This is a genomic window from Cupriavidus sp. a3 (assembly GCF_051015765.1).
Lineage (GTDB): Bacteria > Pseudomonadota > Gammaproteobacteria > Burkholderiales > Burkholderiaceae > Cupriavidus > Cupriavidus oxalaticus_A.
In genome coordinates this window covers 1972277-1996474 of sequence record NZ_CP170643.1, presented here as the reverse complement: position 1 = coordinate 1996474, position 24198 = coordinate 1972277, and the positions used below count along the sequence as shown (strand labels likewise).

General features: G+C 60.3%; 17 protein-coding genes and 2 pseudogenes. 9 read left to right on the top strand and 10 right to left on the bottom strand.

All coding sequences use genetic code 11. The features are described 5' to 3' along the window. Window positions 1-325: 325 nt before the first annotated feature. Complete coding sequence (locus ACAD63_RS09725; RefSeq protein ID WP_434033838.1) at window positions 326-1372, bottom strand: medium chain dehydrogenase/reductase family protein; 1047 nt, start codon at window positions 1370-1372, stop codon at window positions 326-328. A 412-nt stretch (window positions 1373-1784) separates the two neighbouring features. Here ACAD63_RS09725 and ACAD63_RS09720 point away from each other — a divergent pair, with 412 nt between their 5' ends. Both ACAD63_RS09720 and ACAD63_RS09715 read left to right on the top strand, forming a co-directional pair. Further along, window positions 1785-3272, top strand: a complete 1488-nt coding sequence (locus tag ACAD63_RS09720; RefSeq protein WP_434033837.1) for a carboxylesterase/lipase family protein — start codon at window positions 1785-1787, stop codon at window positions 3270-3272. 41 nt (window positions 3273-3313) lie between these two features. Beyond that, the gene (locus tag ACAD63_RS09715) at window positions 3314-3895 is read left to right on the top strand and encodes an NAD(P)H-dependent oxidoreductase (protein ID WP_135706345.1); all 582 of its coding nucleotides are present in this window, start codon (window positions 3314-3316) and stop codon (window positions 3893-3895) included. Between the two features lie 726 nt (window positions 3896-4621). Here the strand turns inward: ACAD63_RS09715 and ACAD63_RS09710 are convergent. Beyond that, window positions 4622-5566 carry an amidohydrolase family protein gene (locus ACAD63_RS09710; protein WP_240746057.1) on the bottom strand — a complete coding sequence of 315 codons (945 nt, stop codon included), beginning with the start codon at window positions 5564-5566 and terminating at the stop codon, window positions 4622-4624. Here ACAD63_RS09710 and ACAD63_RS09705 point away from each other — a divergent pair. Together ACAD63_RS09705 and ACAD63_RS09700 are read left to right on the top strand one after the other, a co-directional pair. Continuing rightward, window positions 5565-5765 (top strand): DUF1330 domain-containing protein, encoded by a 201-nt coding sequence (locus ACAD63_RS09705; RefSeq protein WP_240746056.1) that lies wholly within the window; start codon window positions 5565-5567, stop codon window positions 5763-5765. The genes ACAD63_RS09710 and ACAD63_RS09705 overlap by 2 nt on opposite strands. Window positions 5766-5933: 168 nt before the next feature. Beyond that, window positions 5934-6713: an IclR family transcriptional regulator gene (locus ACAD63_RS09700; RefSeq protein WP_135706343.1), complete on the top strand. Its 780-nt coding sequence runs from the start codon at window positions 5934-5936 to the stop codon at window positions 6711-6713. Window positions 6714-7174: 461 nt separating this feature from the next. Here ACAD63_RS09700 and ACAD63_RS09695 read toward each other — a convergent pair. Together ACAD63_RS09695 and ACAD63_RS09690 are read right to left on the bottom strand one after the other, a co-directional pair. Beyond that, window positions 7175-8624, bottom strand: a pseudogene (locus ACAD63_RS09695) (IS1182 family transposase). Window positions 8625-8725: 101 nt separating this feature from the next. After that, the gene (locus tag ACAD63_RS09690; RefSeq protein WP_135706342.1) at window positions 8726-9808 is read right to left on the bottom strand and encodes an alkene reductase; all 1083 of its coding nucleotides are present in this window, start codon (window positions 9806-9808) and stop codon (window positions 8726-8728) included. Between the two features lie 163 nt (window positions 9809-9971). Here ACAD63_RS09690 and ACAD63_RS09685 point away from each other — a divergent pair, with 163 nt between their 5' ends. The 3 genes and pseudogenes from ACAD63_RS09685 to ACAD63_RS09675 all read left to right on the top strand — a co-directional run bounded on the left by ACAD63_RS09685 (window position 9972) and on the right by ACAD63_RS09675 (window position 12349). Then, window positions 9972-10886, top strand: coding sequence for a LysR family transcriptional regulator (locus ACAD63_RS09685; protein ID WP_133092935.1), 915 nt, complete (start codon window positions 9972-9974; stop codon window positions 10884-10886). A gap of 118 nt (window positions 10887-11004) precedes the next feature. After that, window positions 11005-11215: pseudogene (locus tag ACAD63_RS09680) on the top strand (tyrosine-type recombinase/integrase); the annotation flags it as partial. A gap of 879 nt (window positions 11216-12094) precedes the next feature. Next, window positions 12095-12349, top strand: a complete 255-nt coding sequence (locus ACAD63_RS09675; RefSeq protein WP_135706341.1) for a hypothetical protein — start codon at window positions 12095-12097, stop codon at window positions 12347-12349. A 1-nt stretch (window position 12350) separates the two neighbouring features. Here the strand turns inward: ACAD63_RS09675 and ACAD63_RS09670 are convergent, their stop codons facing one another. From ACAD63_RS09670 to ACAD63_RS09660, 3 genes are all read right to left on the bottom strand, one after another. Beyond that, window positions 12351-12749 (bottom strand): TraR/DksA family transcriptional regulator, encoded by a 399-nt coding sequence (locus tag ACAD63_RS09670; protein WP_133092933.1) that lies wholly within the window; start codon window positions 12747-12749, stop codon window positions 12351-12353. A 236-nt stretch (window positions 12750-12985) separates the two neighbouring features. Beyond that, entirely contained in the window at window positions 12986-13318 is a 333-nt protein-coding gene (locus tag ACAD63_RS09665; protein WP_133092932.1) for a DUF883 family protein, read from the bottom strand. Between the two features lie 583 nt (window positions 13319-13901). Further along, window positions 13902-15299 (bottom strand): replication initiation protein, encoded by a 1398-nt coding sequence (locus ACAD63_RS09660; RefSeq protein ID WP_135706340.1) that lies wholly within the window; start codon window positions 15297-15299, stop codon window positions 13902-13904. 1336 nt (window positions 15300-16635) lie between these two features. Between ACAD63_RS09660 and ACAD63_RS09655 the strand changes: the two genes are divergently transcribed. Together ACAD63_RS09655 and ACAD63_RS09650 are read left to right on the top strand one after the other, a co-directional pair. Beyond that, window positions 16636-17847, top strand: a complete 1212-nt coding sequence (locus ACAD63_RS09655) for a ParA family protein (RefSeq protein ID WP_133092930.1) — start codon at window positions 16636-16638, stop codon at window positions 17845-17847. Next, window positions 17844-18815: a ParB/RepB/Spo0J family partition protein gene (locus ACAD63_RS09650; protein WP_133092929.1), complete on the top strand. Its 972-nt coding sequence runs from the start codon at window positions 17844-17846 to the stop codon at window positions 18813-18815. Before ACAD63_RS09655 ends, ACAD63_RS09650 begins: the two co-directional genes overlap by 4 nt. 408 nt (window positions 18816-19223) lie before the next feature. On the opposite strand, the gene ACAD63_RS09645 is transcribed toward ACAD63_RS09650, so the two are convergent. The 3 genes from ACAD63_RS09645 to ACAD63_RS09635 form a co-directional block, all read right to left on the bottom strand. Beyond that, window positions 19224-20036 (bottom strand): tyrosine-type recombinase/integrase, encoded by an 813-nt coding sequence (locus tag ACAD63_RS09645; protein WP_240746055.1) that lies wholly within the window; start codon window positions 20034-20036, stop codon window positions 19224-19226. 558 nt (window positions 20037-20594) lie between these two features. Continuing rightward, window positions 20595-22148, bottom strand: a complete 1554-nt coding sequence (locus ACAD63_RS09640; protein ID WP_135706338.1) for a phage integrase family protein — start codon at window positions 22146-22148, stop codon at window positions 20595-20597. Between the two features lie 765 nt (window positions 22149-22913). Beyond that, on the bottom strand, window positions 22914-24176 hold the full coding sequence (locus tag ACAD63_RS09635; protein WP_135706337.1) for an adenylate/guanylate cyclase domain-containing protein: 1263 nt from the start codon (window positions 24174-24176) through the stop codon (window positions 22914-22916). Between the last annotated feature and the right edge of the window lie 22 nt (window positions 24177-24198).

Below are 24198 nucleotides of genomic sequence, written 5' to 3'. Positions count from 1 at the left end.
ACCGGCCGTGCAACACTCATCCTCTCATCTACAGAGTGCGGGCGCTTAAGCACACAATCATGTGTGCAGCAGATTAGCTGCTTGCTGTCCGTGATTCGTCTTCGCGGAATATTGTTGTTCCGAGGGAGCCATCGACGACACCCAATCCGGCATGCTGTTGAGTGTCCGTTTCATGAACCATCTCGGTCACCCCGGATCGGAAACTGACTGGCTCAAACGGGTCGGAAACGGAAGTCTGTAGTTGCGGCAGGCCAGCGTTACATGCTCGCCCTTTCCGCCTCAGTCAGGCCAATCCTGACTTGCGAGTTTTCGAGCTTGGCGTCGGTCACCCCATCAACGCCTCGTTGGTCATGAGCACGATTTTGCCGGCCACGCCTTTCTCGCCGAGCAACTCGTGCGCAAGTTTTGCCTCGCTAAGAGAGAATTTCCGAGCAATCAGCGGCTTGATTCTCTCTTGTTGAAGTAGGTCCAGCAGAACAGTCAAGTCCTGCCGGAACAATGCCGGTTTCATCCGCTTGAGCCATTGAATGCTGTAGGGGACCACCCGCTTCCGGCCCGGGAGGAGCCAGCCTCCAACAATACACACACCGAAAATCGCAAGTCGCTGGAAACGGTTACGGCGCCCCGAGCGACCTGATGCCAGGCGTCCCCCACGTAGCGAGGCAGTAAGGCCATAGGCTACGACTTTCCCGCGGGGATGGAGAGCGTCGCGGGAACGCCAGATGTTGCTGCCGCCGATGCCGTCGAAGACGACGTCTACGCCGTCACCCGTCAGGCGCCGTATCTCTTCCACGAAATCAAGCCTTTGATAGTCAATGGGTATGCCGCCCAGGCCAGAAACCGCCATCGCATCTTGCGATGAACAGGTCCCGTACATTTGCAGCCCGGCGAGCCGCCCAAGCTGCAATAGTGCCGAGCCAACTCCGCCCGCCGCACCGTGAATCAAGACCTGCTGACCCGGCTCGACTTTGGCGCAGCGATGTAACATCTGGTACGCAGTAACGTAGTTCAGTACGAGGCTGACAGCCTCGGCCACGTCCACTCCCGGAGGCACGGGAACCAGTTCGCGCTCAGCCAGGCAGACGAACTCGGCGTATGCGCCGCTGATCGGCAAGGCTGCAATGATCTGACCGGGTTCAACCCCGGAGACCCCACTGCCTAGTTTATCCACCATGCCGACCAGATCCCAACCGGGCGTAAAAGGCAGCGGGGGCGTTTCGGGGTGAAAGCCCTCGCGCATCATTAGGTCGGGTTGGCCCACACCTGCTGCCAGCACCCTCACCCGCACTTCGCCGGCCTTGGGTTCGGGGCATTCCTCCTCCACTACGTGAAGCGCATCGGGCCCGCCGTAGTTGGTGACTATGATGCGCATGTGTTTCATAGCGTTGGAGAGTATCCGTCTCGTACCACAACAACGTCGCAGATCGGCGACACATAGCGACAAAGCCTTGAGACTAGCCGCTCGTATGTACGCAGCCTCTGCATTAAAACTAGGTGCTATCTCGCCAGCGCTGTTGACCTAAGTCAACGGGGTTGGCCTTGACGATTCAGCCTACAGAATGCATTCCATCCGACGCACCAAAGAGCATCACTGATCTATCGACGGACCAAGAATCTGCGTGCCGTTTTTCAAAACGGTGCGAAGCGCGGTTCCCGCCTTGAAACGCGGCCGATGTCGGAGCGGGGGACATCCAGGACTCGCTTTCTCTTGATGCAGCGCAAAGCAGCCACGGCCCTTCATGACTATTCACTATCCAAGTGCCAACCTTTCGGGGGAGCCGGCCATGTACCCGATTGTCGAAACGCGTCTTGGCAAGGTGCGAGGCCTCCGCTGCGATGGCGTGTACGCGTTCAAGGGCATCCCATATGCTGCCCCACCGTTCGGCATGAACAGGCTGCGGCTGCCGCAATCCGCAGCACCCTGGCCTGGCGTGCGGGATGCGCTCTCGTTTGGGCCGAAATCGCCACAGATTGCGTACCCGCCCGGCATCGCGGAGGCACTCGGAGAACTCGTTGGCGGCGGCGAGGATTGCCTAACGCTCAACATCTGGACGCCTGAACCCGGAACACCCGGGCGCCCGGTGTTGGTCTGGATTCCCGGTGGGATGTTCGAGTTCCATGCAACCGGGGCTACCCCTATCTATGACGGCCGCCACTTCGCGCGCGACGGGGTGGTGTGCGTCACGATCAACTACAGGGTGGGCGCGGAGGGCTTCCTGTATCTTGGCGACGGTCTCGCCAATCTCGGACTACTTGACCAGATCGCCGCGCTCGAGTGGGTGCAGCAGAATATTGATGCATTTGGCGGGGACCCAGGTCAGGTCACTATTTTTGGGCAGTCGGCCGGCGGGATGAGCGTCGCAACCCTCCTTACCGTGCCACGCGCGCAAGGGTTGTTTCGGCGGGCAATCGTGGAAAGCGGAAACACACCCCATGTCACTTCGGCCGCCACGGCGAAACGCATTGGCCACAGGCTGGCGGCGCTCCTGAAGGTCGATCCCACCAGGGAGGCGATTGCCTCAACCACGCCCGCGCAGGTTCTGCAGGCACAGGCGCAATTGCGCGAGGAACTGACTGCCGATCCGGACCCGGCTTTCTGGGGGGAGGTTGCGCTTAGCAGCCTCCCGTGGGCGCCTACGGTCGATGGAGCAATTCTTCCTGCCCCCCCAATCGACGCCATTCGCGCGGGAGCGGCCGCGAACACAGCACTGTTGGTCGGTTCGAATACCGAGGAGACCCGGCTCTTCCTGGTCCCCAGCGGAGCCATAGATCGCATTACCGAGGCCTCCCTCCTGGCGCTGGTGGCCGCGTACGGCCTGTCGGCCGGAGGCCTGAGCGGCTACCGCGCAGCACATCCCACGGCCACCGCTGGTGAGCTGTTCTCGGAAATCCAGACGGATTGGTACTGGCGCATCCCTGCCGTTCGACTCGCAGACGCCCACGCGGCGAATGCCCGGGTCTCGACGTACATGTATGAGTTCGCCTGGCGTTCGCCGCAGTTGGGAGGTCGTCTGGGCGCGGCGCATGGGGTGGAGATACCATTCATCTTCGATACTCTGGGCCCCGGAGCAGAGGCGCTGGTCGGCCCAACACCACCACAGTCACTCGCCGACGCGATGCACCGGGCCTGGGTTGCGTTCGCGGTCAACGGCGATTGCGGCTGGCCCACCTACGATCCGGTCCACAGGTCAACGATGCGCTTCGACACGCCGTCTGCCGTGGTAGACGACCCGTTGGCCGTGAGGCTTGCCCTCTGGCACGGCGTGCCTTAGTGCGTCGTACCGCTGGCCTTCCGAACAGCTTCGCCCGCAACATGTCCAAGCGCATCGTGATCATCCAGGGGCATCCAGACCCATCGGGCCAGCGCTTGCTGCATGCGCTGGCGGACGCCTACGCTCAAGGCGCGACCACGGCAGGGCACGGCGTACGGCGCATCGAGGTGGCGAAGCTCGACTTCCCGCTGCTTCGCACGCAGGCTGAGTTCGAGACTGGCACACTGCCTCCAGCATTGGAGCGGCCAAGGGAGGACATGCGCTGGGCGGAGCATTGGGTTTTCCTGTTTCCGCTATGGCACGGAACCATGCCGGCGCTATTCAAGGGTTTTCTCGAACACATCTTTCGGCCCGGATTTGCCATGGATTACAAGGAGAAAGGGTTCCCCAGACGACTGCTCGCCGGCCGCTCGGCACGCATCATCGTGACCATGGGAATGCCGGCGCTGCTGTATCGCTGGTACTTTGGCGCATACGGAGTCCGCGGCTTCGAGCGAAGTATGCTGAGTTTCGCCGGGATAAGGCCGATCCGCGAGAACCTGTATGGGCTTACCTTTGCCAACGAGAGGACACGTATCCGGTGGCTGGAAAACATGCGTGCACATGGTGCGCACGGGAACTGACCGGAACTTGGCAGACACATGCGCGCTCCTGGGCAGTTGCCGTCGTTGTGGTGGCTCCCTGCCACCGTCCGTTCATCGGTGTGGATTCAACCGGTGGTTTCCTTCATCGGAGAGGACATGGGGTCGGTCTCGTCGAGGAAGATAACTTCTTGATGAGGAATGTCTGCGTGAACAGGCACTTCATAGCCAGCGAGGTCGGCGAAGTCGGCGTGTGAAAGCAATGTGGCAAGTGGCGGAAGTTGCTTGTCAGCGGTCGTTGACGGCGCCGAAGATTGGATGACGGGTTAGGGTCGGGAACGCTTCGGCCCGAGCTATTCCTTTCGCACGACGCGGAAATGCTCAATCGGCTGCCCGGCATTGACGGCGCGCTGCATCTAATTTGGCAGATCTTCAGCGCCATCCCAGGCGTGACGACCGGCGGCCCGGAATCGGGATGCCTCCTGAGGCAGGGCCTCTAGCCACGCCGGGCACCGCGAAACAGCCTGCCATCATGAGATATTCGTAGGTCAACCCGAGGCGGGTCATCTGGTACTTGATCCACGGAGCAGCGTCAGCGCACTCGTGCAAGATCTCGCCTGCTCTTTGCGCAGCCGCCTCGCTACGGCGTCAGCGCTTGGGATCACCCATACCCTATGGCTGCCAGACCATTGAATGGAATGGAATGGGCGTATCACGATCTGTGACGGGGACCGGGCGGCGAGCCCGGACCTTGATGCACCACACGTTCTATGTTGCGCGCCGGTGTCGCAGCACACTGCCGGCGTGCAGGTCCTTGGACTCGCCGTCCTGACAGGCCAGCTTTCCGTTAACGAACACCGCCTTGATACCAGTACTCACTGCTGTCGGCTGGTCAAATGTCGCCGAGTCGCCCACCGATTGCTCGTCGAACACGACAATATCGGCATAGTGGTTCTCAGCGACGATACCTCGCCCGGCAAGGCCAAAGCGACCCGCGCTCAGCCCGGTCATCTTGTGGACGGCGATGTCCAGCGAAAAGAGCCCCCGATCTCGCGCATAGTGGCCCAGTACGCGAGGAAAGGTTCCCCAAAGTCGAGGATGCGGACTCACGTCATGTGCCAAGCCATCGGAACCGACCATCGTGGCCGGGTACCGGAGGATGCGGCTCACATCGTCTTCGCTCATGGCGAAATAGATGGCGCCCGCTGGTTGCAGGGCCTCGGCAAGCGCCTCGGGCGATGTCCCCCGCTCCCGCGCCAATGCAAACAGTGACCGCCCGGCTGCCCTGGGATCGGCCTTGGACCATGTCACCCGGACATCATCGGACTGTGCAATCCTCGCCGGCAGCAGCATGGTTGACGATGCGTTGTACGGGTAGCAGTCCAGGCAGACCGACTGCTTCCTGCCGGCAGCTTCGATCATGGCCAGCGTTTCCACGGATCGCCCGTGATTGGCCTTGCCGACCAGCTTGTGGTGGGACAGTACGGTCTCGATGCCGAGCGCATGGCCGATCTGCAGCGCTTCGGTCAATGCGTCGACGATGGCGTCGCCCTCATCCCGGATATGCATCGTGATGATGCCCTGGGCATTGGTCAGCGGCGCGCCGACCGCGATCACTTCGGCGGTGTCCGCCGCCCTGGCAGGCGGGTAATAAAGCCCGGTGGACATGCCGATGGCACCCGCCGCGAGCGCGGCGTCGAGATCTGCCGCCATGAACTGCTGCTCCCTTGCCGTGGCGAGTACGCCCAACATCCTCGAGGGCGACGCCAAAACCGGGACGTTTGTGGTTCTGGAGTTCGAGAGCCCTGAGCAGGCCGAAGCCTGGTACACCTCCACGGACTATCAGCGCATTTTGCCGCTCCGCCTCCGCAATGCCGATGCGCGCGTCATCTGCTTGCCCGGAGCTGGCTGAATTGCCGTGTCATCGCCCGTGATAAACTCAAAAGTCGTTTGCGCACCCTGAATCCGAGGTTCGCCCCCCTTCCGAGAGGAGTATCGACGGCTTTGACAAAAGCAAAAAAAACCATCGCAGAACCATCGGCGGTGTCGGCGGACGACCTGCCACCGACTGCTGCCGGCAATGGCGGAGGACGGCGCCGGATTCAGTCGGCCGACGGAGGTTCTTCTTGCGCTTGTCGAGGCGGGTAAGGCGACACCCCTCCGAGATCTGGCGCGCGCCATCGGCATGCCAAACAGCCTCGCGCATCGCTACCTCGCAAGCCTGATGGCAAGCGGTCTCGCAGTACAGGATGAAGTCACCGGTCTCTACGACCTTGGGCCGACGGCGGTACGCATCGGCGCGTCCGCCCTCGCCCGTGTTGATCACCTGCGCCTCGCCAGCGAAGCGATGCCACAGCTAGTTTCTAGCACGGGATTGCCCGCCCTCCTGTGTGTGCTCGGCGATCGCGGCCCCACTATCGTGCGATGGGAACGCAGCTATGTGCCGTTCATTACAACGCTATCGGTGGGCTCGACATTCCAATTAACGAACTCGGCCACGGGCCGCGTACTGCTCGCCTTCACCCCCGATCAGGTCAGGGATGACCTGATCGAGATGGCCGTTTCGAAGAACCATGAACAGCCCCCAGTGAAGTTGCTTGAGCGTCTTTCGACGATCCGGCGAGTCGGATACGACGAAGCGGAATCGGTTCTCATCCCAGGACTGTCAGCCATGAGCGCGCCGATTCTCGATGTTCAGAACGAGGCAGTCGCGTGTCTGACGCTAATCGGCGCAAGCCCAGATGTCCGGCGCATCAAGACAAAGGCAATCAAAGCGCTGCTCGAGGCAAGCGTGAGCATCTCGCGGTCTTGCGGGAGCAATCTGTCGTTCGCCTCTTCATTGCCTGATCCGACAACATAAGCCTGATCTCCTGCATTGCCACCGGATCGTCTGCCAAAACCCGGCATCGCAACTTGCGAGCGACGGTCGCAACACCGACCCGGGCGACCGCTCTTGTCGCGACTTCAGTCAGAACAACTGGACCGGCCGACCGTCGGAGAAGGGCCGAGCGAAGAACGTCGAATGACTGCTCTGTCCAATTCCTACTCTGGCGCAACTTCTTCGCTGAAAATAAGCGAGGTGACTTGAAGAAGATCTATGGGTGCTGAGCGAAAAGCTGTGAGGTGGCGCCAAAGTCTGGAATGGGTCGAGGCCGTGTGGAAACGTCTCTCGAGCCGCACAACGCGCGTTCCTTCCAGTGCTTGGCCTGATCGATCGGATTCTCAGTCAAGTCGGTCGGGACGACGTCAACACGGCGCCGGCAACGTAAATTGTCCTTTGAAGGCTATTTTCAGCCTTTTTTTTGGTGCTCAAATGGGTGCTTATGCACCCGCCAGGCGCATTGCCTTCATTGTTTTCGAGAACCCGAGAATCCTAAGCACTCGCTTGAGGTTATACGCCAGAACATGCAGGCTCATTTCAGTGCCTACATTCGGTAGCCTGCGTGTCAGGAAGTGCGTGTAGCCCATCCAATGTTTGAAGGTTCCGAAGACATGCTCGACGGTTCGCCTCCGAACCGTCATTGCATCCGGCGTCCTATCGAGCCGGCGCTGGACGGCCTCTAGCACTTCCTCATGCTCCCATCTGATATGCGCCGGTAGGGACTTGGCGTGCACTGCGACCTCATGGCGCACTGAGGGCAAGCACTGCTCCAATAGCGGCGTAGCCGCAGTCCATGTTCCTCTCTGGTGAAGCGGTAGATCGCGCGTTCACCAGCGGGACATTGATACTCGTCGTCTCGGGCAATGTAGATGAAGTCCGCCCTATCAAACCGACCTCCCGCCTTCGCGCTGGATGTCGTGGGCTTAGGCAAGATGGCAGCGATGCCCGTATCGGCGCACGCCTTGATCTCCTGCGCACTGAAGTAGCCACGATCAGCGATGGCTCTAAGCTTGACCTTACCCATCGCATCGCGAGCGGCTTGAGCCATCGAGCTGAGCTGCGCACGATCACTGCCTGTGTTAGTGACCTCATGCGCGACGATTAGATGGTGCTTGGCATCTACGGCCATCTGTACGTTGTAGCCGACCATTCTGGAGCCCTTGCCACTTGTCGCCATCGAGCGCGGATCAGGATCGGTCAGCGAGATCTGACCGTCTGGCAGTGTCTTGAGCTCTTCCTTTATCTGGTCAAGGCGATGCATCTGCTGGCGCAGTTGCGCAATCTTCTCGCGCAGTCGAGCTGTCTTGAGTTCCAGTTCCGCCGGCTGCGTGCGATCCGCGGTCTCCAGTGCGCTGAGATACCGCTGGATGCTTTCCTCGATTTGCTGCTGGCGCTTGTCGACCTTGCCCGCCGTGAAATTGCGGTCACGCGTGTTGACCGCTTTGAACTTGCTGCCGTCGATGGCGACTAGCGACTGCGAGAACAACTTTAAATCGCGGCACAGAACTACGAAACGACGGCAGACATTGCGAATTGCCTGTGCTGTTATCCCGGCGGAAGTCTGCAATCGTCTTGAAGTCCGGCGCCAAACGGCCGGTGAGCCACATCAGTTCAATATTGCGCTGGCATTCGCGCTCCAGGCGGCGACTAGACTGGACCCGATTCAGGTAGCCATAGATGTATATCTTCAACAGGACGGCAGGATGATATGAGGGGCGACCGGTAGTCGAAGGATTGGCACCTTCGAACCCGGGCGACTCGAGATCCAACTCTTCAACGAACGCGTCGATGATCCTGGTGGGGTTATCCTCGGCGATGAAATCATCGAGGCATTCTGGAAGCAGCGTAGCTTGCTTGCTTGCGGTCTTCTCCCTCTATGAATCGCTTCATCCGGTCCCCCAATCTGAATGCGTTGATCCAGTCTAGGTGATCGAAACGTTTTCACACACCCTCGGTCGTAAGGCGCCGGCCAGCCAGCATGCTGGCCCCGCTTAGGCCCGTTCCAGCATGGTGTAACCTTCCGCACCGCCCCCAAAGAAGGTAGCTGCTGGTGCCTCATACAAAGGCACGTCCAATTGCAATCGCTCGACAAGGTCGGGATTTCCAATGAAGGGCTTGCCAAAGGCGATCATGTCTGCGTGACCGGAAGCGGTCGCGTTTAGAGCGCGCTGTCGGTCGTATCCGTTGTTGGCGATGTAGGCGCCGCCAAAGGCCGCGCGAAGGCCTTGCACGTCGAACGTCGCGGCGCCGTTGCGGCCGTGTAGCTGTCCCTCGACGACATGCAGGTAAGCCAGTCCCATCTCGCCGAGCCGGCGAACCAGGTAGCCGTGCGTTTCCATCGGCGTGCTGTCCAGCGGCGTGTCCCCGACTGCGGTCGAAAGGGGGGAAAGGCGAAGCCCAACACGATCGGCTCCCCAAACCTGGGCGACAGCTTCCACCACTTCCAACGACAAGCGCGCGCGGTTCTCGATGGAGCCGCCATAGCGGTCTTCGCGGTGGTTCGTGCTGTCGCGCAGGAATTGCTCCAGGAGGTAGCCGTTGGCTGCGTGCACTTCCACGCCATCGAACCCGGCGTCCTTCGCGCGACGCGCGGCCTTTCGGTAGTCTTCCACAATGCCGGCGATCTCCTCGGTGGCGAGCGCGCGCGGCATCGACGGCGGCAGGTGTCCGGCTTCCGTAAAGACGCTGCCGCTGGCCTGGATGGCGGAGGGCGCCACGGGCGCAGCGCCGCCTTCCTGCAAGCTCACATGTGACATGCGCCCCACATGCCACAACTGCATCACGATGCGGCCACCCGCGGCATGGACGGCGTCTGTCACGGGTGCCCAGGCGTCCACGTGCGCATCGGTGTAGATGCCGGGCGTGTAAGCGTAGCCACGGCCCTGGCGAGAGATGTTGGTTGCCTCGGTGATGATCAAGCCCGCCGACGCCCTCTGTGCGTAGTAATCGATGGCCAGCGGCGTCTGGACACCGTCCATGCCCGCGCGCGACCGTGTAAGCGGCGCCATGGCAATGCGGTTGCGGACATCGATAGCGCCCAGGCGGGAGGCGGAGAAAAGAGGTTCGGTAAACATGGCGGCTCCAGTGGCTGTGTGCGAATGCGGTATGGAAGAAGTGCTGCAACCCCGTCTGCCAGATAGGAGAGCAACCCCTCGTTGCAATGCAGTATGTGCGCGGCCGTTCCATTCATCCAATTTATTTATTGGATTCTAGTTATATCCCTGCCAATATATCTGGATGCGCTACGACCTCAACCTCTTGCCCGTATTCCTGACGCTCATGGAAGAGCGAAACGTCACGCGTGCAGCCGAGAGACTAGGGATGACGCAACCGGCGCTATCCAATGCCCTGGCGAGACTGCGGGACTTGCTGCAGGACCCCCTGTTCATTCGCGAGCGGTACGGCATGCAGCCGACGGAGAAGGCCGAATCGCTCGCGCCTGGCATCGCCGCTGCGGTCGGCCAACTGGATGAGCTGGTACTGGGTCAGCAGGGCTTTGACCCGACCAAGGCGGAACGTCTGTTCATACTGGCGCCGAGCAGCTACGTCGAGTTCGTGCTGTTGCCTGGAATTGTCACGCGATTGAGTGAGCGAGCACCGGGAATTCGGCTGCGGCTGGTGCCGTTCGGCACGGACTTGGCCGAGACCGGCGTAGGCTCCGGCGCGACGGCGTTGGTGCTGGGCCGCATTGTCGACCCGCCCGACAACCTTGTGGTGCAGCCCCTGATGGAAGACGGCCTTGCGTGCGTGGTGCGGTCTGACCATCCGCATGTACACAAGCGAATGTCCAAGCAGCAGTACGAGCAGCTCAAGCACGTCAATGTTTTGCCACCCGGCCGCCTGCGCGCAGGCCTTTTCCAGACACTTCAGCGCCACGGCCTTCGCCGCGAGGTAGCGATATCGGTCACGCACTTCATGGCCATTCCAGAACTTGTTGCCGCGACGGACTACTGCGCGACGCTACCTGCCCTGATCTGTCGCCACCTTGCGAGCGATGTGCGGCTGAAGGTCCTGGCCGCGCCAGTGGACCTCGGGACATTCCCGGTGGATATGGCCTGGCATGTTCGCTACCGCCATGATGCTGCGCACCAGTGGTTGCGTGAACTGGTCACCGAAGTCGCTCGCGAAGCCGCGCATCGCAAGACGAAGTGAGCCGCAATGCAGGTCGTTGCATCGATTTGATACTCGTGGACGTCGGGATGGGCACTGCTCCTCCTATTGCGCTGCTCCCTCTGACCTGAAGGGTCGTATTGGCCAGCGCATAGGGGTAGGAAGCGGGCTCGCCGGTGCCTGGCTGTTCCCGGGCCTCAATCCGATCGAGCCGATCAGTGTCCGTCAAACTCAATCGCGCCATCCATGCCGCCGCCCAGGATGCACAGATTGATAAGCGCGTATCCATGCATATGCTGCGACACAGCTTCGCCACCCACCTGCTCGAACAGAATGTCGACTTCCGCGTGACTCGAGTACTGTTCGGGTAGAGACAATCAACGTCGGATAGTCTCGTTCACGATACTGTTCTAAACGAGCGCGCATGCTCAGTCGTGTGCAAATTGCACGCGTCGCGCTTTGCAGCGCCCCTCGTTGCATCCATTTCGGTGAGCGAGGATGGCTTTCGATCGACCCGACAGGACTACTCGGTGACAGAGCCTTCGACTAAGCGAACCTCTTGTGCAACTGTGCTACCTGCGCGCCATCAAGGCGTGGGGGATCGTGTCCATCCCGGCCGGGCCCCGGTATTGCCAGGACGGTGCAAGGCCAGAGGCTCTGCGCAGCGCAGTTGCCAATCGAGCCAGGCCCGCGAGCGGCCGGCATCTGTTGATCGGTTGCGCAGCCAGCAACCGAAGGTGGAAAGGAAGTTGCCGGTCAATTCGACCTCTCCCGCTTCGCGGCGCAAGCCGGATTCTGGCAGTTGATCGGCTTCTCGCAGCCACTGCACTCCGGCCGGCAGCCACCACCCGTTCATCGACTTGCACGGCCGACGTGCCCAGCGCGGCCAGGCTGGGGGCATGCGCGCATTGAACGCGGCGCATGCCAATTCAGACAGCAGATGACAGTGTGTTGCCCGTCCCATTGTCATTCGCCCGCGCCTACCAGCGAATTTACATAGCGCCAAAGCGGCCGCTAAGCGCGCGACGGAACTTTTCAGTTTAGGTCAAAATCGGCTGCCCGCTCCACTATGATCCCGATGTTCCTGTTGCTGAAACTCGGTACAGGACGCGACATTACTAGGCATTAGCAGCGCCTCGCTATATCGTGAGCTTAAGAATGTCCAGCGCTCGGGCGATTCGTAAAGTGCTGGGGACCACCCCGGCCACAGGAGCTCGGCCACGGACCTGCGTAAATTGCCGGAGGCTGAAATGCTCGAAAAAAAGCGCTCTTACAAGGGATTTCGCGTTACCTTGTTCGTGCCGGACGTGATTGAGCAGGGCAAGCCAAATGGGCGCGTCCAGATCTCCACACGCAACGAGGACATGGGCATCCGCTTTACGCCCGACTGGGCCCGCCCGCCCGCAACGCCGCAGGAAGCAGAGGACTGGCTTTTTGCCTACGCCGCCGGGATCATCGATTGTGAACTGGCTGGCGGTTTCGGCATTGATCTCAGGAACGAGTAAGTCAGCTCGGCGATGAATAGTCGTGACTACAGCGCCTGGCGGTGATGGGCTGTTCGTGGAGATTCTGGCATGGCGTGCAGCGCATGGCCGTTGGGCACGCGAGCAAGCGTGGGAATGGGATGGCCTGCTGACAGTCGACACAAACGCCATACTGACCGCTCCTCATCCGTGACTGGGCGGCCTCAATGTCGGCCAGTTGCATACGATAGTGTTTCAGCATGGCGTCGCCCTGGCGCTGCACGGTCTTTACGTCTGCCACTTCACCATCATCAAGGTGTTCACGTTGTGTTGGCGTCACCACTGGCGAATCCGCAGTTCCGGCGATAGCACGGATACGCGACTCTTCAGCGTCCATTTGTGCCGCCAGCTTCCCCAATTCTTCCTTTGTCAGTCCTTTCACGACTGGCCTCCCCCATAAACATCTTGCGGGTCGCACGCAGGCAGATCGCACAGCGTATCGCGCAAGGGCAGGCGGATTTGGCAGATACAGTTGCCGTATTGCCGCCCAGATGTGTCACCCCTCAGATCGGAGGCTTCCGCAAGGGGCTGGTATCGTTTGCCGGCATGGCCAACACCATGTGCCCCATGCGGGACTATCAGGTGCCACGGCCGCGCCGGCGCCGCAGTCACGAATCCCTAACGGTGGCTGGCAGCCAGCGCGACGATAGCGCCTGTGGTTGCCGCGATGGCGGCCACGGTCCCCATGCTTTGCCAGGGATGCTCGTGAACGTAGCGATCGGTTGTTGTCGCCCACTCGGAGACTTTGGCGCGGCTGTCTTCGCGCAGCGAAACGAGGCGCTCCTGCAGCGCGCGCTGCCGGGCCTTGAGCGCGTGGCGCTCAAGGCTGGCTCCTACGCCAGTCTCGGCTTTGACATCATGAAGCAGTGCCTGTACGTCGGCCATCAGCGTATCGACGTCGCGTACCAATGCGTCCTTGCGCATGGATAGATCGGATTGGATGTCGTTCATCTTTCCCTCCTGTTAGCGAGAGCATCGCGGTGCATCGCGCAGCACGATCGGCATTTTGTCCAATATAGGATTGGCTTGACAGTCCGCCATGACAAACAGCAAGCCGCGATGACGCGGCCCGCAAGGAGACAAGAGGAGCCGGCAACCAATGCCCGGAAGTATCGTCGCGCTTACGCCTCGAAGGCCTCTTGCCGCTGGGATGGCTTATCGCTGGCCTGTCTGGCTGGCGTGCCGTGCGGCATACATCCGGTCAGGGAGCAGAGCGTGGTCCACGATGACAGCGATGCTTGGCGGCATCGGGAGCATCGTCATCATCCGGATCGTTGCCATGGGGTAAATCGACCTGCTCCACCGCCCGCTCGACGATTTGCGCGGCGGCCCGTTCGACGTCTTCCTATGGGGAATGCGATAGTGACTGGCTCGCCCTGGTAAAACTGCGCCGGGATTCGCATACTGGGGCTAAGAGATCCGCGTGGCGGCGGCGCCCCACGATTCATGGGAGGGCCTGCATTGTCTCAGAGGTCTACCACCAACCTGTTCCGTGGGAGGCAATAGTTACGGCAAAGTAGGAAATCGGCGACCCTCAGGCACGTGACGCGGCCATGCGCCCAAATACGAATTGGCCCAGATACCATGCCAACTCCGAGTTGGCCAAGATCACTTCTTCTGACACGGACGAGGCGTCCAGCTTCATCCGCTTCAGCACGAGCTTGCCCTCGCGCGAGGCCAGCCATGCCCGTGCAAACTCCTGTCGCGCTTTGGTATCGGCCGCACCGAAGTGCTCGCGGCCCTGGCGCGACTCTTCGTTCATGCGAGCGCGGGTCTCGTCATCACGCGAGGCGACACTGCGCTCCACGCTTGTCTTGACCGCGATCTTCGCGGCTTCCTTCTGCTCTTCCTCGACAAGCAGCTTGGTCTGCACCTGAACCATCGTCCGTTCAGCGTCGGACATCCTCCAGTTGTCGCGTAGGGCTTTCATCAAATAGCCGGCGGGACTCTTCTTGATCTGGCCGCGATTGAGTTTGAACCGCGTGTACTCGATTGCCTGCAGGATGCGATCGTCGTTCCATGTCTCGCGATTCTCGGAGATCTCGCCGAACTGGCGTGTGGAGAGGTTGAACTCGTCCTTCAGGATCTTATAGATCTGGCTGGCATCGGACAGGCTTGCCATTACGGCGTCGGCGGTGTCCTTGCGTTTCAGGAGAAAGCGAATCCGATCGACTTTCTTGGAGGACGTCGACTCCGTCTTGGTCTCATAGCTGAGTTCGATGTCCGAGATCTCATTGATTTCGCGGACCGCCGGCTCCAACCAGTCGCGCTTGAAGTATTTGAAGATGTTCGCGTTCGCCCCCATCTTGCCTGGCCAGGTGCGCATTTCCTCAAGCCTGATCCAGTCCGTACGCCCGTTGGGCACGCTTGGCAAGACCTTGTCATAGATCGCGCGGGCGAGACTGCGGGTGAAAGCCGTTGAGATGCGAAGGCTGAGCCAGTGAGACTTGCGGGGGTCTCGAATATGGGGAATCAGGCTATGGTGGACATCGAAGCGGATGCGTCCGCGGTGCATGGCCACCATGCCGATGAGCTGAACCTGGATCCAGATATCGTTCTCATCGGGCTCACGGTCCGATGGGGTATTGGTGACCCGGATCTTGGCGTTCTGTGCTTCGTCCGCGATGGTTCGAAGATGCTTGAGGTTACGGCTGTCATAGCGCATCAACCACTTGAAGTAGTTCAGCTCGACATCGTATTGGTCAGGAATCTCGGGATCTTGCGCGACGATGAAATAGGCGGCATCTAGAAACCGTCGTGCCGCTAACCCCATGTTGACGATTTCGGTGAAGAAGTTATTGCGCTGATAGCCGATTTCGCGGTTGGCCTCGCTGATGGGCATCCCGAGGTCGAACATATCCTCGAACAATGCCAGCGCCATCTGGCGAGGCGTCGTCCTCGCGTTGACCTCCACCGGATTGTCCGTCGACATACTCGTCTTTCCCCGCTCGTTTTTTTGTGCTCGGGCACTCTAGCATGTGATGGTGAGGTCCTGTCAACACAACAAACCTCACCATCACCCATTGGCGTCGCGAGTTCGGCCGAACGGAATTTGAGGCGCACAACAAACCTCACCTGGCGCACAACGAACCTCACCCATGTTTACCGTTTGAGGCGCCACGCCCGTGAACTGCTTAGCCGGATCGGACTTTTCCACAGGTGCCGCACAATACATCTCACCTTCGAAGTATCAGCACAAGGAACCTCACCAACGCGCGCAATAGACCTCACCGTCCCCACACAGTAAACCTCACCATGACAACACAGAGAACCTCACCTTTGACACATTGAACCGCACCTTTTGAAGGTTAAGTCTCTGATTTATAAGAATATCGAGTTTCTCTGTTTGTGGGTTAGGTTGTTTACTTCAAAAACATCCAACCCACAGCACGCAACCACTCGCGAATCGAAGCGCCGCGCGAAGTCCTCGGGAGGTGGCCAAGGTAGAGTACCCATTTATGCGTCGCTGGTTCAATCATGTAAGCGGGCGACAAGCGGACCCGGGAGATCTGGCAGAGCACCTGCACTGCTTGGCGAATCAGTCTGAGGAGTAGCGCCAGTTCCTTGACTCGACACTGCGCCGATTAGAACCTTGACGCCTAGGTGAGGTTATTTGTGCAAGACGCTAAGGTGAGGTTATTTGTGCGACGACGATCCATGCCGCTTTGCACAATGAATCTCACCTTGGTGACAGCCGATGACACGTAGTTGGGCATGGTGAGGGTTATTGTGCCCGCTTGACGCCTTGCAGCAAGGCAGTTGGCCGCCCCGAAATGCCCTCACAGTCGCGATGACCCATCTTCATTCGCACTTTTGCGAATCTGTATAACCGTCACTCCGGGGTATGGCTGGTTCTGAGGGCACGCCTGGGCGAGGTCGAGTTGTAGGTGAGGTTGATTGTGCAGTAACGCTCGGCGCTGCCCTACCTTCTCGGGGCACTGAGGGAAGGTGAGGTTCGTTGTGCTGAAAGCTTTCCAGGAGACCTCACCTGTTCTATGGAACTGCACAAATGACCTCACCTTTGCCCCTGTGGAATGCGGATTCCGGGAGGAAGGTGAGGTCATTTGTGCTGTCGGTTATAGGAAGCGCACCTGCTCACGGACGTGGTTAGGCAGGACGTGCCTTCCAAGACATCCCCAAGCTGCCCAAAAATTAAGCAAATTTGTTGTTTTTCCCGAAACTTTCGTTGAAGATCAGCGGCTTATGCGCCATAACTCAAGCATTTCCTGTATTCTGAGCTTTCTCGAATTTTCCGGAAAAACCTCAAAATGGTGAAAACGAGCCAACTTCCTGCAGTCGACCGAACTGTACCGCTAGAGCAGATATCCCAGTTCGCGGAAAGGGTCACCATTTTCACGGACGAACTTCGCGAAACTATTCTCGCGCCTCGGCCGAGAAAAACCGCGCCGATTTTCAAAACGGGGGAGATTGCAGAGTTGTGCAACATCTCTCACTCCCAAGTCCAGTATCTCGCGACCAAGGGTGACGGCGACCTGCCGCCTGGAAAAGCCGCGGGTACAGGGCGTACCAGAACCTTCACGCTGGAGGAGGCACGCATCTGGGTGCAGAAGGTTTCTGACATCTATCAGACGCCTCTGGTCACAGGAACGCGTGAGCCTGAAGGGAAAATCATTATCACGGCCCAGCTAAAAGGTGGGTCCGCAAAGACCACCACGACCATGTGTCTTGCCCAAGGGCTGACATTGCGCGGTCGGAAAGTCCTCGTGGTCGATCTGGATCCCCAAGCCTCGCTCTCGGAATTGTGCGGCTTGTATGCGGAAAAAGATGTCACGCCGGAAGACACGGTCTTGCCCTTTATCTATGACCAGCAGATCGAAGGGGGACTGATGGGTAGCATCCAGTCTACCTATTGGGATGGCCTGGATTTGATTCCCGCGCACACGGAACTGATTGGGGCAGAGTTTCATCTGCCCGCTATGCAGAAAATCAAACCTGGCTTCCGTTTCTGGACGGTGCTCCGGGAGGGATTAGAGCCGCTGCGCAAGCATTATGACTACATCCTGATGGATACGTCGCCATCGCTCTCGTACATGAATTTGAACGCGTTGCTCGCGGCAGATGCGATGGTCATGCCGATGGTCCCGGAGAACCTTGACTTCATCAGCTCTCTGTCGTTCTGGCGTCTGTTCTCAGACGTCTCCAAGAGCTTCATCAAGTATGAGGCGGACAAGAAATATGACTTCGTCTCGTTGCTGCTATCCAAGGTTGACTATGGGCGCACCTCGTCCGCGCCGATTGTGCGTGCCTGGGCCGAGAGTGCCTATGAAAAGTGGTTGCATCCGATTGAGGTGCCTGCGAGCTCGGTAATGAGCACCGGTGCGCTGGCATTCTCGACAGTGTTTGACGTGAGCAGCACGCATAGCGCATCCAAGTCGCTGCAGCGCGTGCGCCAGCCCATTTTTGATTACTGCCGGTGGCTGGATGATATCTATGCGGAAAAGTGGAGGAACGCGCAATGAGCAATATGCGAGAGCAGCTGCTGGCCAAGACGGCGGGCATCCGAAAGACCTCGGCGATTAAGCAAGACGAGGTCAAGCGCAACGACCGTACCCAGACGGCACCGGGCCTGACCGGGGCATTGGCCGTTGCGCAACTCCGTGTCCAGGAGTTGGAGGCCGCTGGCGTCGCGTCGCAACTCGCTGTTGCGGACATCGTCCCGAATCCATGGCAGCCTCGGCGCGTGTTCAACGAAGTCAAGCTGTCGGAGCTCGCAGAGTCGATTCGTGAAGTCGGACTCATGCAACCTATTGTGGTGCGCCGCGCCGAGACGGGTTACCAGATCGTGGCAGGTGAGCGGCGGTGGCGCTCTCACAAAATGCTTGGTCTGGATGCTGTCAAAGCAGTTGTCGTGGAGTGTTCTGATGCCGACATGGCGGTGCTCGCCATGGTCGAAAATATCAGCCGCGACGATCTGTCCGACTATGAAATTGCCCTGTCTATCCGGCAGTCGGAGAAGGAGTTTCCCTCGCGGGTACGCCTGGCAGAGGCGCTGGGTCTTTCCAAAAGCGGTCTCTACCGGTTCCTTAGCTTTGCACAGCTGCCAGACTTCGTCGTGAAGGACCTCGACCTTCAGCCCCGGTTGCTCGGCGGAAGCGCTGCGGAGGCGATCGTGACGACGATCCGCAAGTACGGGGAAGCTGGTAGCGATGCCGCGAAGGAGATCTGGCCGCTCGTGGCGTCTGGCAAGATGGACCAGGGTAAAGCCGCAGGAGCCATCAAGGCGCTGGCAACACGACGGACCTCGGAGCCTAGCTCCTCGAGTGAGCGAAGCATTGACAAGTTTTTTTCGGGGAAAGAGCAGGCCGGGTCTATTACGAAGGACGTCAACGGTTTTACCGTGAAGATTAAAGCCGGTGCGATGTCGCAAGCGCTTGAGACGCAAATTCGAGAGCTCATCAGCGAGACATTCCACCACCAGCCCAAGTAATATCAAACTGAAAAGCCCGCTTGCTTAGCGGGTTTTTTTTCGCCCTGGTGTCGGGAGTACCCCTTCCGGGCGCGTTGGCTGCGCGCAGATTCCAAGTTGGGACCGTCCTTCGAGTGGGCGCAGGCCTTCCCAACTTGGGACGGTGCCTCTGCTGGAAGACTGACCTTCCCAACTGGGAACGGTACCTCGACTGGACGCCGAGCCTTCCCAATCTGGGACGGGACCTCGCCTGGGCGCCCGACTTCCCGACCTGGGACGGTACCCGCCTGGGCTCCCGACTTCCCGACCTGGGACGGTACCTCGCGCGGATGCCGGACTTTCCCAACTTGGGACAGAACCACGACGAATGGGCGCGGACCGCGTGCGGGTTCCCAATTGCGTAGGACATTGCCTTTGCCGCTTAGGGGCTTACGATTCCCTTCCGCCGGAAATTTTTCCAGCCAAGGCATGCGCCACATCCTCCAGCGCTTCGTGGGTATATCTGCGGGTCGTATTGATATCGCGATGCCTTAGTGCGCGCTGCACGTCGGTAACGGGTACGCCGGCGCGTAGCAGATGTGTGGCGTGCGAATGCCGCAACCAGTGAGTCGACGCCGTGCGAAGCCGAGCAGCATCCTCGGTCCGTCCTTCGGACGTCAGGCGGTGGGCTGCCTCGTCAAACGCCGTGCGAACGATTATGTAAATCGCCTGGCGCGTACCCAATTGGCGGTCTAGCTTTTCCTGGCGTTCAGTAGGTTTGGGACCTTGGTGCCTGGAGGGCTGTCGTCCACCGCCAAGAGCTGGGATGACAGCCATGCTATCCGACGAGCTAGGCGTTGGCGGTAGTCCAACAAGCCGCCGAAACCGTGCCAGTTCTTCCATGACGTTGTCGCACGGCACCAGCTGATCGTCGCCTCCTTTAGCCTGTCGGATCCGTACCGTCCAGAATGGGCCGGAACGCCCAACCAGGCATTCGAAGTCCGCCCAGGTGAGCGCGATGACTTCCGAGGCGCGCAACCCAGTCAGAAATAGGAGCGCAACGAGCCAGCGGTCCCTAGCCTTGTGTAGCCGTGCCGACTCCGTAAATGCCGCCCTGCGCTCTATCGCCTCGAATACGGCATCGATTTGTTCGAGTTCCAGAAAGCGTCGCTGAGAACCAAGTCCTGTCGCGACACGCGCTCGCGGCACTGTGGCGAATGGGTTGATCCGCAGTGCGCCGACCCGCACCAGCCAGTCGAACAAGATGCCGACAATGATTGCACTCTGGCGCCGCGAAGCCTCCGATAGTGGCCCTTGGAGCGGCCGCCAATTCGGGCTAGTCCGGCGTGCCCGGCCCATGCTGACCGCAGACGCTGGCGGGTTAGCAAGGAAGGCAAGGTAGTCATTGGCATCCGAGACCTGCCAAGCTGCCAGAGGCCGGCCAATGTCATTGGCATACCACAAGAGACGTCGCGCCTCGAGTTCGTACTGAGCAAGCGTGGTAGCCCTCAGTCCCAACCCTGCAGCCGATTTCGCGTCGAGCCAGGCTCGGGCCCATTGCGCATCGGTGGCCGCGGCGGGCAGCACTGGCCTAGCTAGCGCGTTCGGTACAAGAGACGGCTCATGCGGCAAGGCGGCCGGGACAGATCGGTCGGATGTCATACACGCATTGATAGTCAACAAGCACAGCCATGCCGCCCCAGGTGAGTGGTTGAACCGAGGCCTCCTATTATATTCATTGCAATACCATTATTAGGATAATGGTAAATGAATGAATGCGACCCTGGGAGTCGGCTACTCTCGGTGTACAGCGGTCGAGGATTAAGCTTTTCCTACGCGGCTACGAAGCTGTCCGGGTGAAAAACCCTCCCAAGGAAGTCCACATTGATCGCAGAAGCGGCGCCACAAGCTTCGAAGCAGCTGATCAAGGCCGCTGGCCGAATAGCCGGCCACCACGCCTTCCAGGCTCTTATTGCGCCCGCGCGTGGTGTCCGGTCGTTCCGTCGGGGCTAATAGCGCTGCTTGCGCCGGTGGCATCATGTCTGCCCAGCCGCGGTCGGCCCAATGCGCCTGTAACGCCTGTTGGACGGAGATATCGATGGTCACCGCCAGCCGGCGCGAACCTTGGCGTTGCAATATCGTGCCGCTGCCGCTGGAATGTAAGCTGGCGCAGCGCAGCACCGCCAGCTCGCTCAGTGGCACGCCGCACCTGCGCATCAGTTGGGCCGCAACCAGCGCAGCGCGATGTCGCGGACCCTGCCCCGCTTCTCCCAGCCAAGCCAGAAAGGCCTCCACGGCGGCTTGGTGGGACGGTGGGCGCAGCGCCGTGGGTGCAGTGGCGGCCGCTTGCCTTGGAATGAGCGGGGCGTTCGTCAGATGCCCGCACTTAGCCAATGCGCGAAGCAGTGCCCGAACTACCCGCAAGGCTGCCACCACCGAACTGGTCCCCAGCGGGCCTTCGAAAGGCCGCCAGTGCATTCTGTCGCGCGCCCCGCTCGGGCCGCACCAGAACGCCGCCGGCTGCGGGTCCGCCAGAAATTCCTCATATGCCTCAAGGTCGCAGACCTCCAACGCATTCAACGTCTTCTTTCGCGACGCATTCCACAACAGCAGCCGCTCTGCCTCACGCCGATAGCTGTTGTGGGTATGTGGCGCCCGGTCCCTTAGCCAGGCGCGTACGAACGCCAGATCGTCGCCGAGCGACCGCCCTGCTGCGGAATTTGCCGCTGGCGCCAGCATATGCTCGAGTGGCACCGGATATGGCATACCGGGGGCCAAGGTGAGCGGCACCAAGGCGTCGCGACGGGCATGGGCGGCAGGCGGAAGCACATAGGTATTGACTGCCGCAGCGCCCATGGCAGCTCGTTGGCGCACCAGCCAGTGCGTGATGACCTCCGCCGACTGCGCGCCGATACGTGGTACAGCGCGCCACCAGCTGCTGCCGCGCCGATTCGCCAAGGACGTCAGATCCTCAATCCGCCGGATATTGGCCGCCGCCAGCCGGCGCGCCAGGCTAGGCTTGAACCAAAGCGAGACCTCGTGCTGTGGCTGGGGGTAGCTCTGCCCAAGCTGCTCAAGTGCCGCCACAGCGTCTACCCGCCGGGTCATGCCAACGTCCGACCGCGCCCGCAGCGCTTCAAACATGCTGGCGATTTCGGGCTGACCGTGCTGTAGGGCGAACTGCACCAGGCGGTCGCGCAATGCCAGGATGCGCTGGATCGCCTGGGCCTCGCTCAGGTGCTCATCCTCATCCGGGTCCACCAAGTAGCGGTTGGCGATGTCCACCGGCCGCATGCCTTGTGCATAGGCACGGACTACGGCAAATTCGGTGCGGGTGAGCTTGGTGACGGCGTTGAGGCTGGGATCGCTAACCATCGCAAACTGCGCTAAGCGCTTGATCTATAACAATATTCAACAGTAGTCACCCAGAGCCGGACGAAAATGCTGACTAAAGCGCAATGTAAATTATTTTTGTGCCCAACGCTACGCCTTTCGGCTGACCTTGCGCGGCCTGTCCTCGTTTGGTCCAAAGCAGTCGTCTGGTGAGTGTCGTTGAGCCCGGTTGGGCATTGCCGACGATGGATCCGGCCATCAGGCGACAGCGCACCTCCGAGGCGATCGCGCGCTTGCTGGTGCGCAAAAGTCAAAACCAGCCGCTCATGGTCCTATAGAGGATCTCCAATGGCTGGATAATGGCGAGCGGGCACCCACCGGGGTGCCTGGCACAGACCGCTATGGATATACAGCTCGCAAGCCCTTCCGTCGCGCCTTGGCTCGTGCGCGCCAGGATCATTCCGTTTCGAAGGTGAAGCGGCCTTGCCTCCCCAGCTTGCGGAGATGGTGGCATTGGCACTTGTTGCGATGCTCACGCCGCTGCAATGCCTCGGAGGAGCTATGCCTTGTTGCCCTGCAGGGCGATGGCGGCCACGGCGTCGGTGGCCGCGGCACATCAATTGTTGAAGTGTTGAAGACCAGCATTTCGTGCGAACCGCGCTCATCATGCGACCGCCAGTGCCGAGGGTCATCACCCGCGGGACCGTGGCTCTTAACTGGGAAGTAGGCTAGAAGTTCTGCAGAACTACGTTGGCAGCAGGTCCTCGATCCCTCTGGAGTGAGAGCTCTCTTGCCTTTTGACTTACCTCACCTCACCATCGCCCCAGCCCGGCAAGCAGGGTTGCGGCCCGTCAGGAACCACGTTTGCAGCGTGCCGATCCCTTTCGCCTCGATTGCGCCGCGCTCTTCGAACAGGAACGAGTCGCCCAGCAGGCGCCTGGTCGCGTCGGTGACCTGCACCCGTCCGGCCACGCCGTGGGACTCCATCCGGCTCGCGATGTTGACGGCGGCACCCCACAAGTCGTAGATGAACTTGCGCTTGCCGATGACACCGGCGACCACTGGTCCGCTATGGATGCCAATGCGCATCTGCAGGTCGAAGCCGGTGCGCTGGTTGAAGTGCATGAAGGCCTCTGTCATGTCCAACGCCATCTGCGCAGCCCGCACCGCGTGATCAGGTGCCGGCTCCGGCAGCCCCGCGGCCGCCATATAGGCGTCGCCGATGGTTTTGATCTTCTCGAGGCCGCGGAGGTCGGCAACGGTGTCAAACTCGGTAAAGATCTCATTGAGGACGGCCACCAGCTGCTCGGGGCTCATGCCCGCCGAAAACCGCGTGAAGGCCACGATGTCCGCAAAGAGGACCGTCACGTCCGGAAAGCTGTCGGCGATGAGTTCCGGATCGCCGCTGGCGACAAGATCTGGACGCGCTTTCAGCCGTTCAGCGATCGAGCAGGGCAGCAGATTGAGCAACAGCCGCTCCGACAATTTCTGCTCGGCCTGAAGCCTGTCGTAGAGGCTCCGGAGTTCGTCGTGCTGGCGGCGGATCAATTCCCAGCTTGCCTGCAGTTCCTCATTCTTCCGCGCCAGCACGGCTTCTGCGTGCTTCTTCTCGGTGATGTTGCGTCCTTCCGGGAGCAGGAATACAACCTTTCCGTTCGAATCCCTGATTGGCAGCAGCGAGAAGTCGACAATGATCGTCTCCTCGCTCTCGCTCTCGCCCTTGACGTAGTTTTCGAAGTCGCAACGGACAAATTCGCCCTGGCTTGCGCGTTGGATCATTTCTCGCAGCAACGCTTGGGTCTCTGGTGAGCCCACCCACCAGCGTGCCTCCCAGAACGGCTTCCCTCGAATGTCGTCCATCCGTATGCCAATCGCCTCGAGCGCGGCACGATTGATTTCGAGCATCGTGCCGTGCGCGTCCAGCAGGCCCACGAACTGGTACATCGCGTCCAGCATGATGCGCGCGAGCTTGTCCCGCTGGGTCTGGAAATCGTCGCTCACAGAAAGCGTGACATCTCGCACCCGGAGTTCCATGGGGGTGAAGAAATGCCGTCGGTGAATGGTAGCCATGCTTCACCTCTTGCGCCTCGGG

Coding starts and splice junctions, on each gene's coding strand:
- ACAD63_RS09725 (WP_434033838.1), bottom strand. CDS start 1,372: ATGCGCATCATAGTCACCAACTACGGCGGGCCCGATGCGCTTCACGTA.
- ACAD63_RS09720 (WP_434033837.1), top strand. CDS start 1,785: ATGTACCCGATTGTCGAAACGCGTCTTGGCAAGGTGCGAGGCCTCCGC.
- ACAD63_RS09715 (WP_135706345.1), top strand. CDS start 3,314: ATGTCCAAGCGCATCGTGATCATCCAGGGGCATCCAGACCCATCGGGC.
- ACAD63_RS09705 (WP_240746056.1), top strand. CDS start 5,565: ATGAACTGCTGCTCCCTTGCCGTGGCGAGTACGCCCAACATCCTCGAG.
- ACAD63_RS09710 (WP_240746057.1), bottom strand. CDS start 5,566: ATGGCGGCAGATCTCGACGCCGCGCTCGCGGCGGGTGCCATCGGCATG.
- ACAD63_RS09700 (WP_135706343.1), top strand. CDS start 5,934: ATGGCGGAGGACGGCGCCGGATTCAGTCGGCCGACGGAGGTTCTTCTT.
- ACAD63_RS09690 (WP_135706342.1), bottom strand. CDS start 9,808: ATGTTTACCGAACCTCTTTTCTCCGCCTCCCGCCTGGGCGCTATCGAT.
- ACAD63_RS09685 (WP_133092935.1), top strand. CDS start 9,972: ATGCGCTACGACCTCAACCTCTTGCCCGTATTCCTGACGCTCATGGAA.
- ACAD63_RS09675 (WP_135706341.1), top strand. CDS start 12,095: ATGCTCGAAAAAAAGCGCTCTTACAAGGGATTTCGCGTTACCTTGTTC.
- ACAD63_RS09665 (WP_133092932.1), bottom strand. CDS start 13,318: ATGAACGACATCCAATCCGATCTATCCATGCGCAAGGACGCATTGGTA.
- ACAD63_RS09660 (WP_135706340.1), bottom strand. CDS start 15,299: ATGTCGACGGACAATCCGGTGGAGGTCAACGCGAGGACGACGCCTCGC.
- ACAD63_RS09655 (WP_133092930.1), top strand. CDS start 16,636: ATGGTGAAAACGAGCCAACTTCCTGCAGTCGACCGAACTGTACCGCTA.
- ACAD63_RS09650 (WP_133092929.1), top strand. CDS start 17,844: ATGAGCAATATGCGAGAGCAGCTGCTGGCCAAGACGGCGGGCATCCGA.
- ACAD63_RS09640 (WP_135706338.1), bottom strand. CDS start 22,148: ATGGTTAGCGATCCCAGCCTCAACGCCGTCACCAAGCTCACCCGCACC.
- ACAD63_RS09635 (WP_135706337.1), bottom strand. CDS start 24,176: ATGGCTACCATTCACCGACGGCATTTCTTCACCCCCATGGAACTCCGG.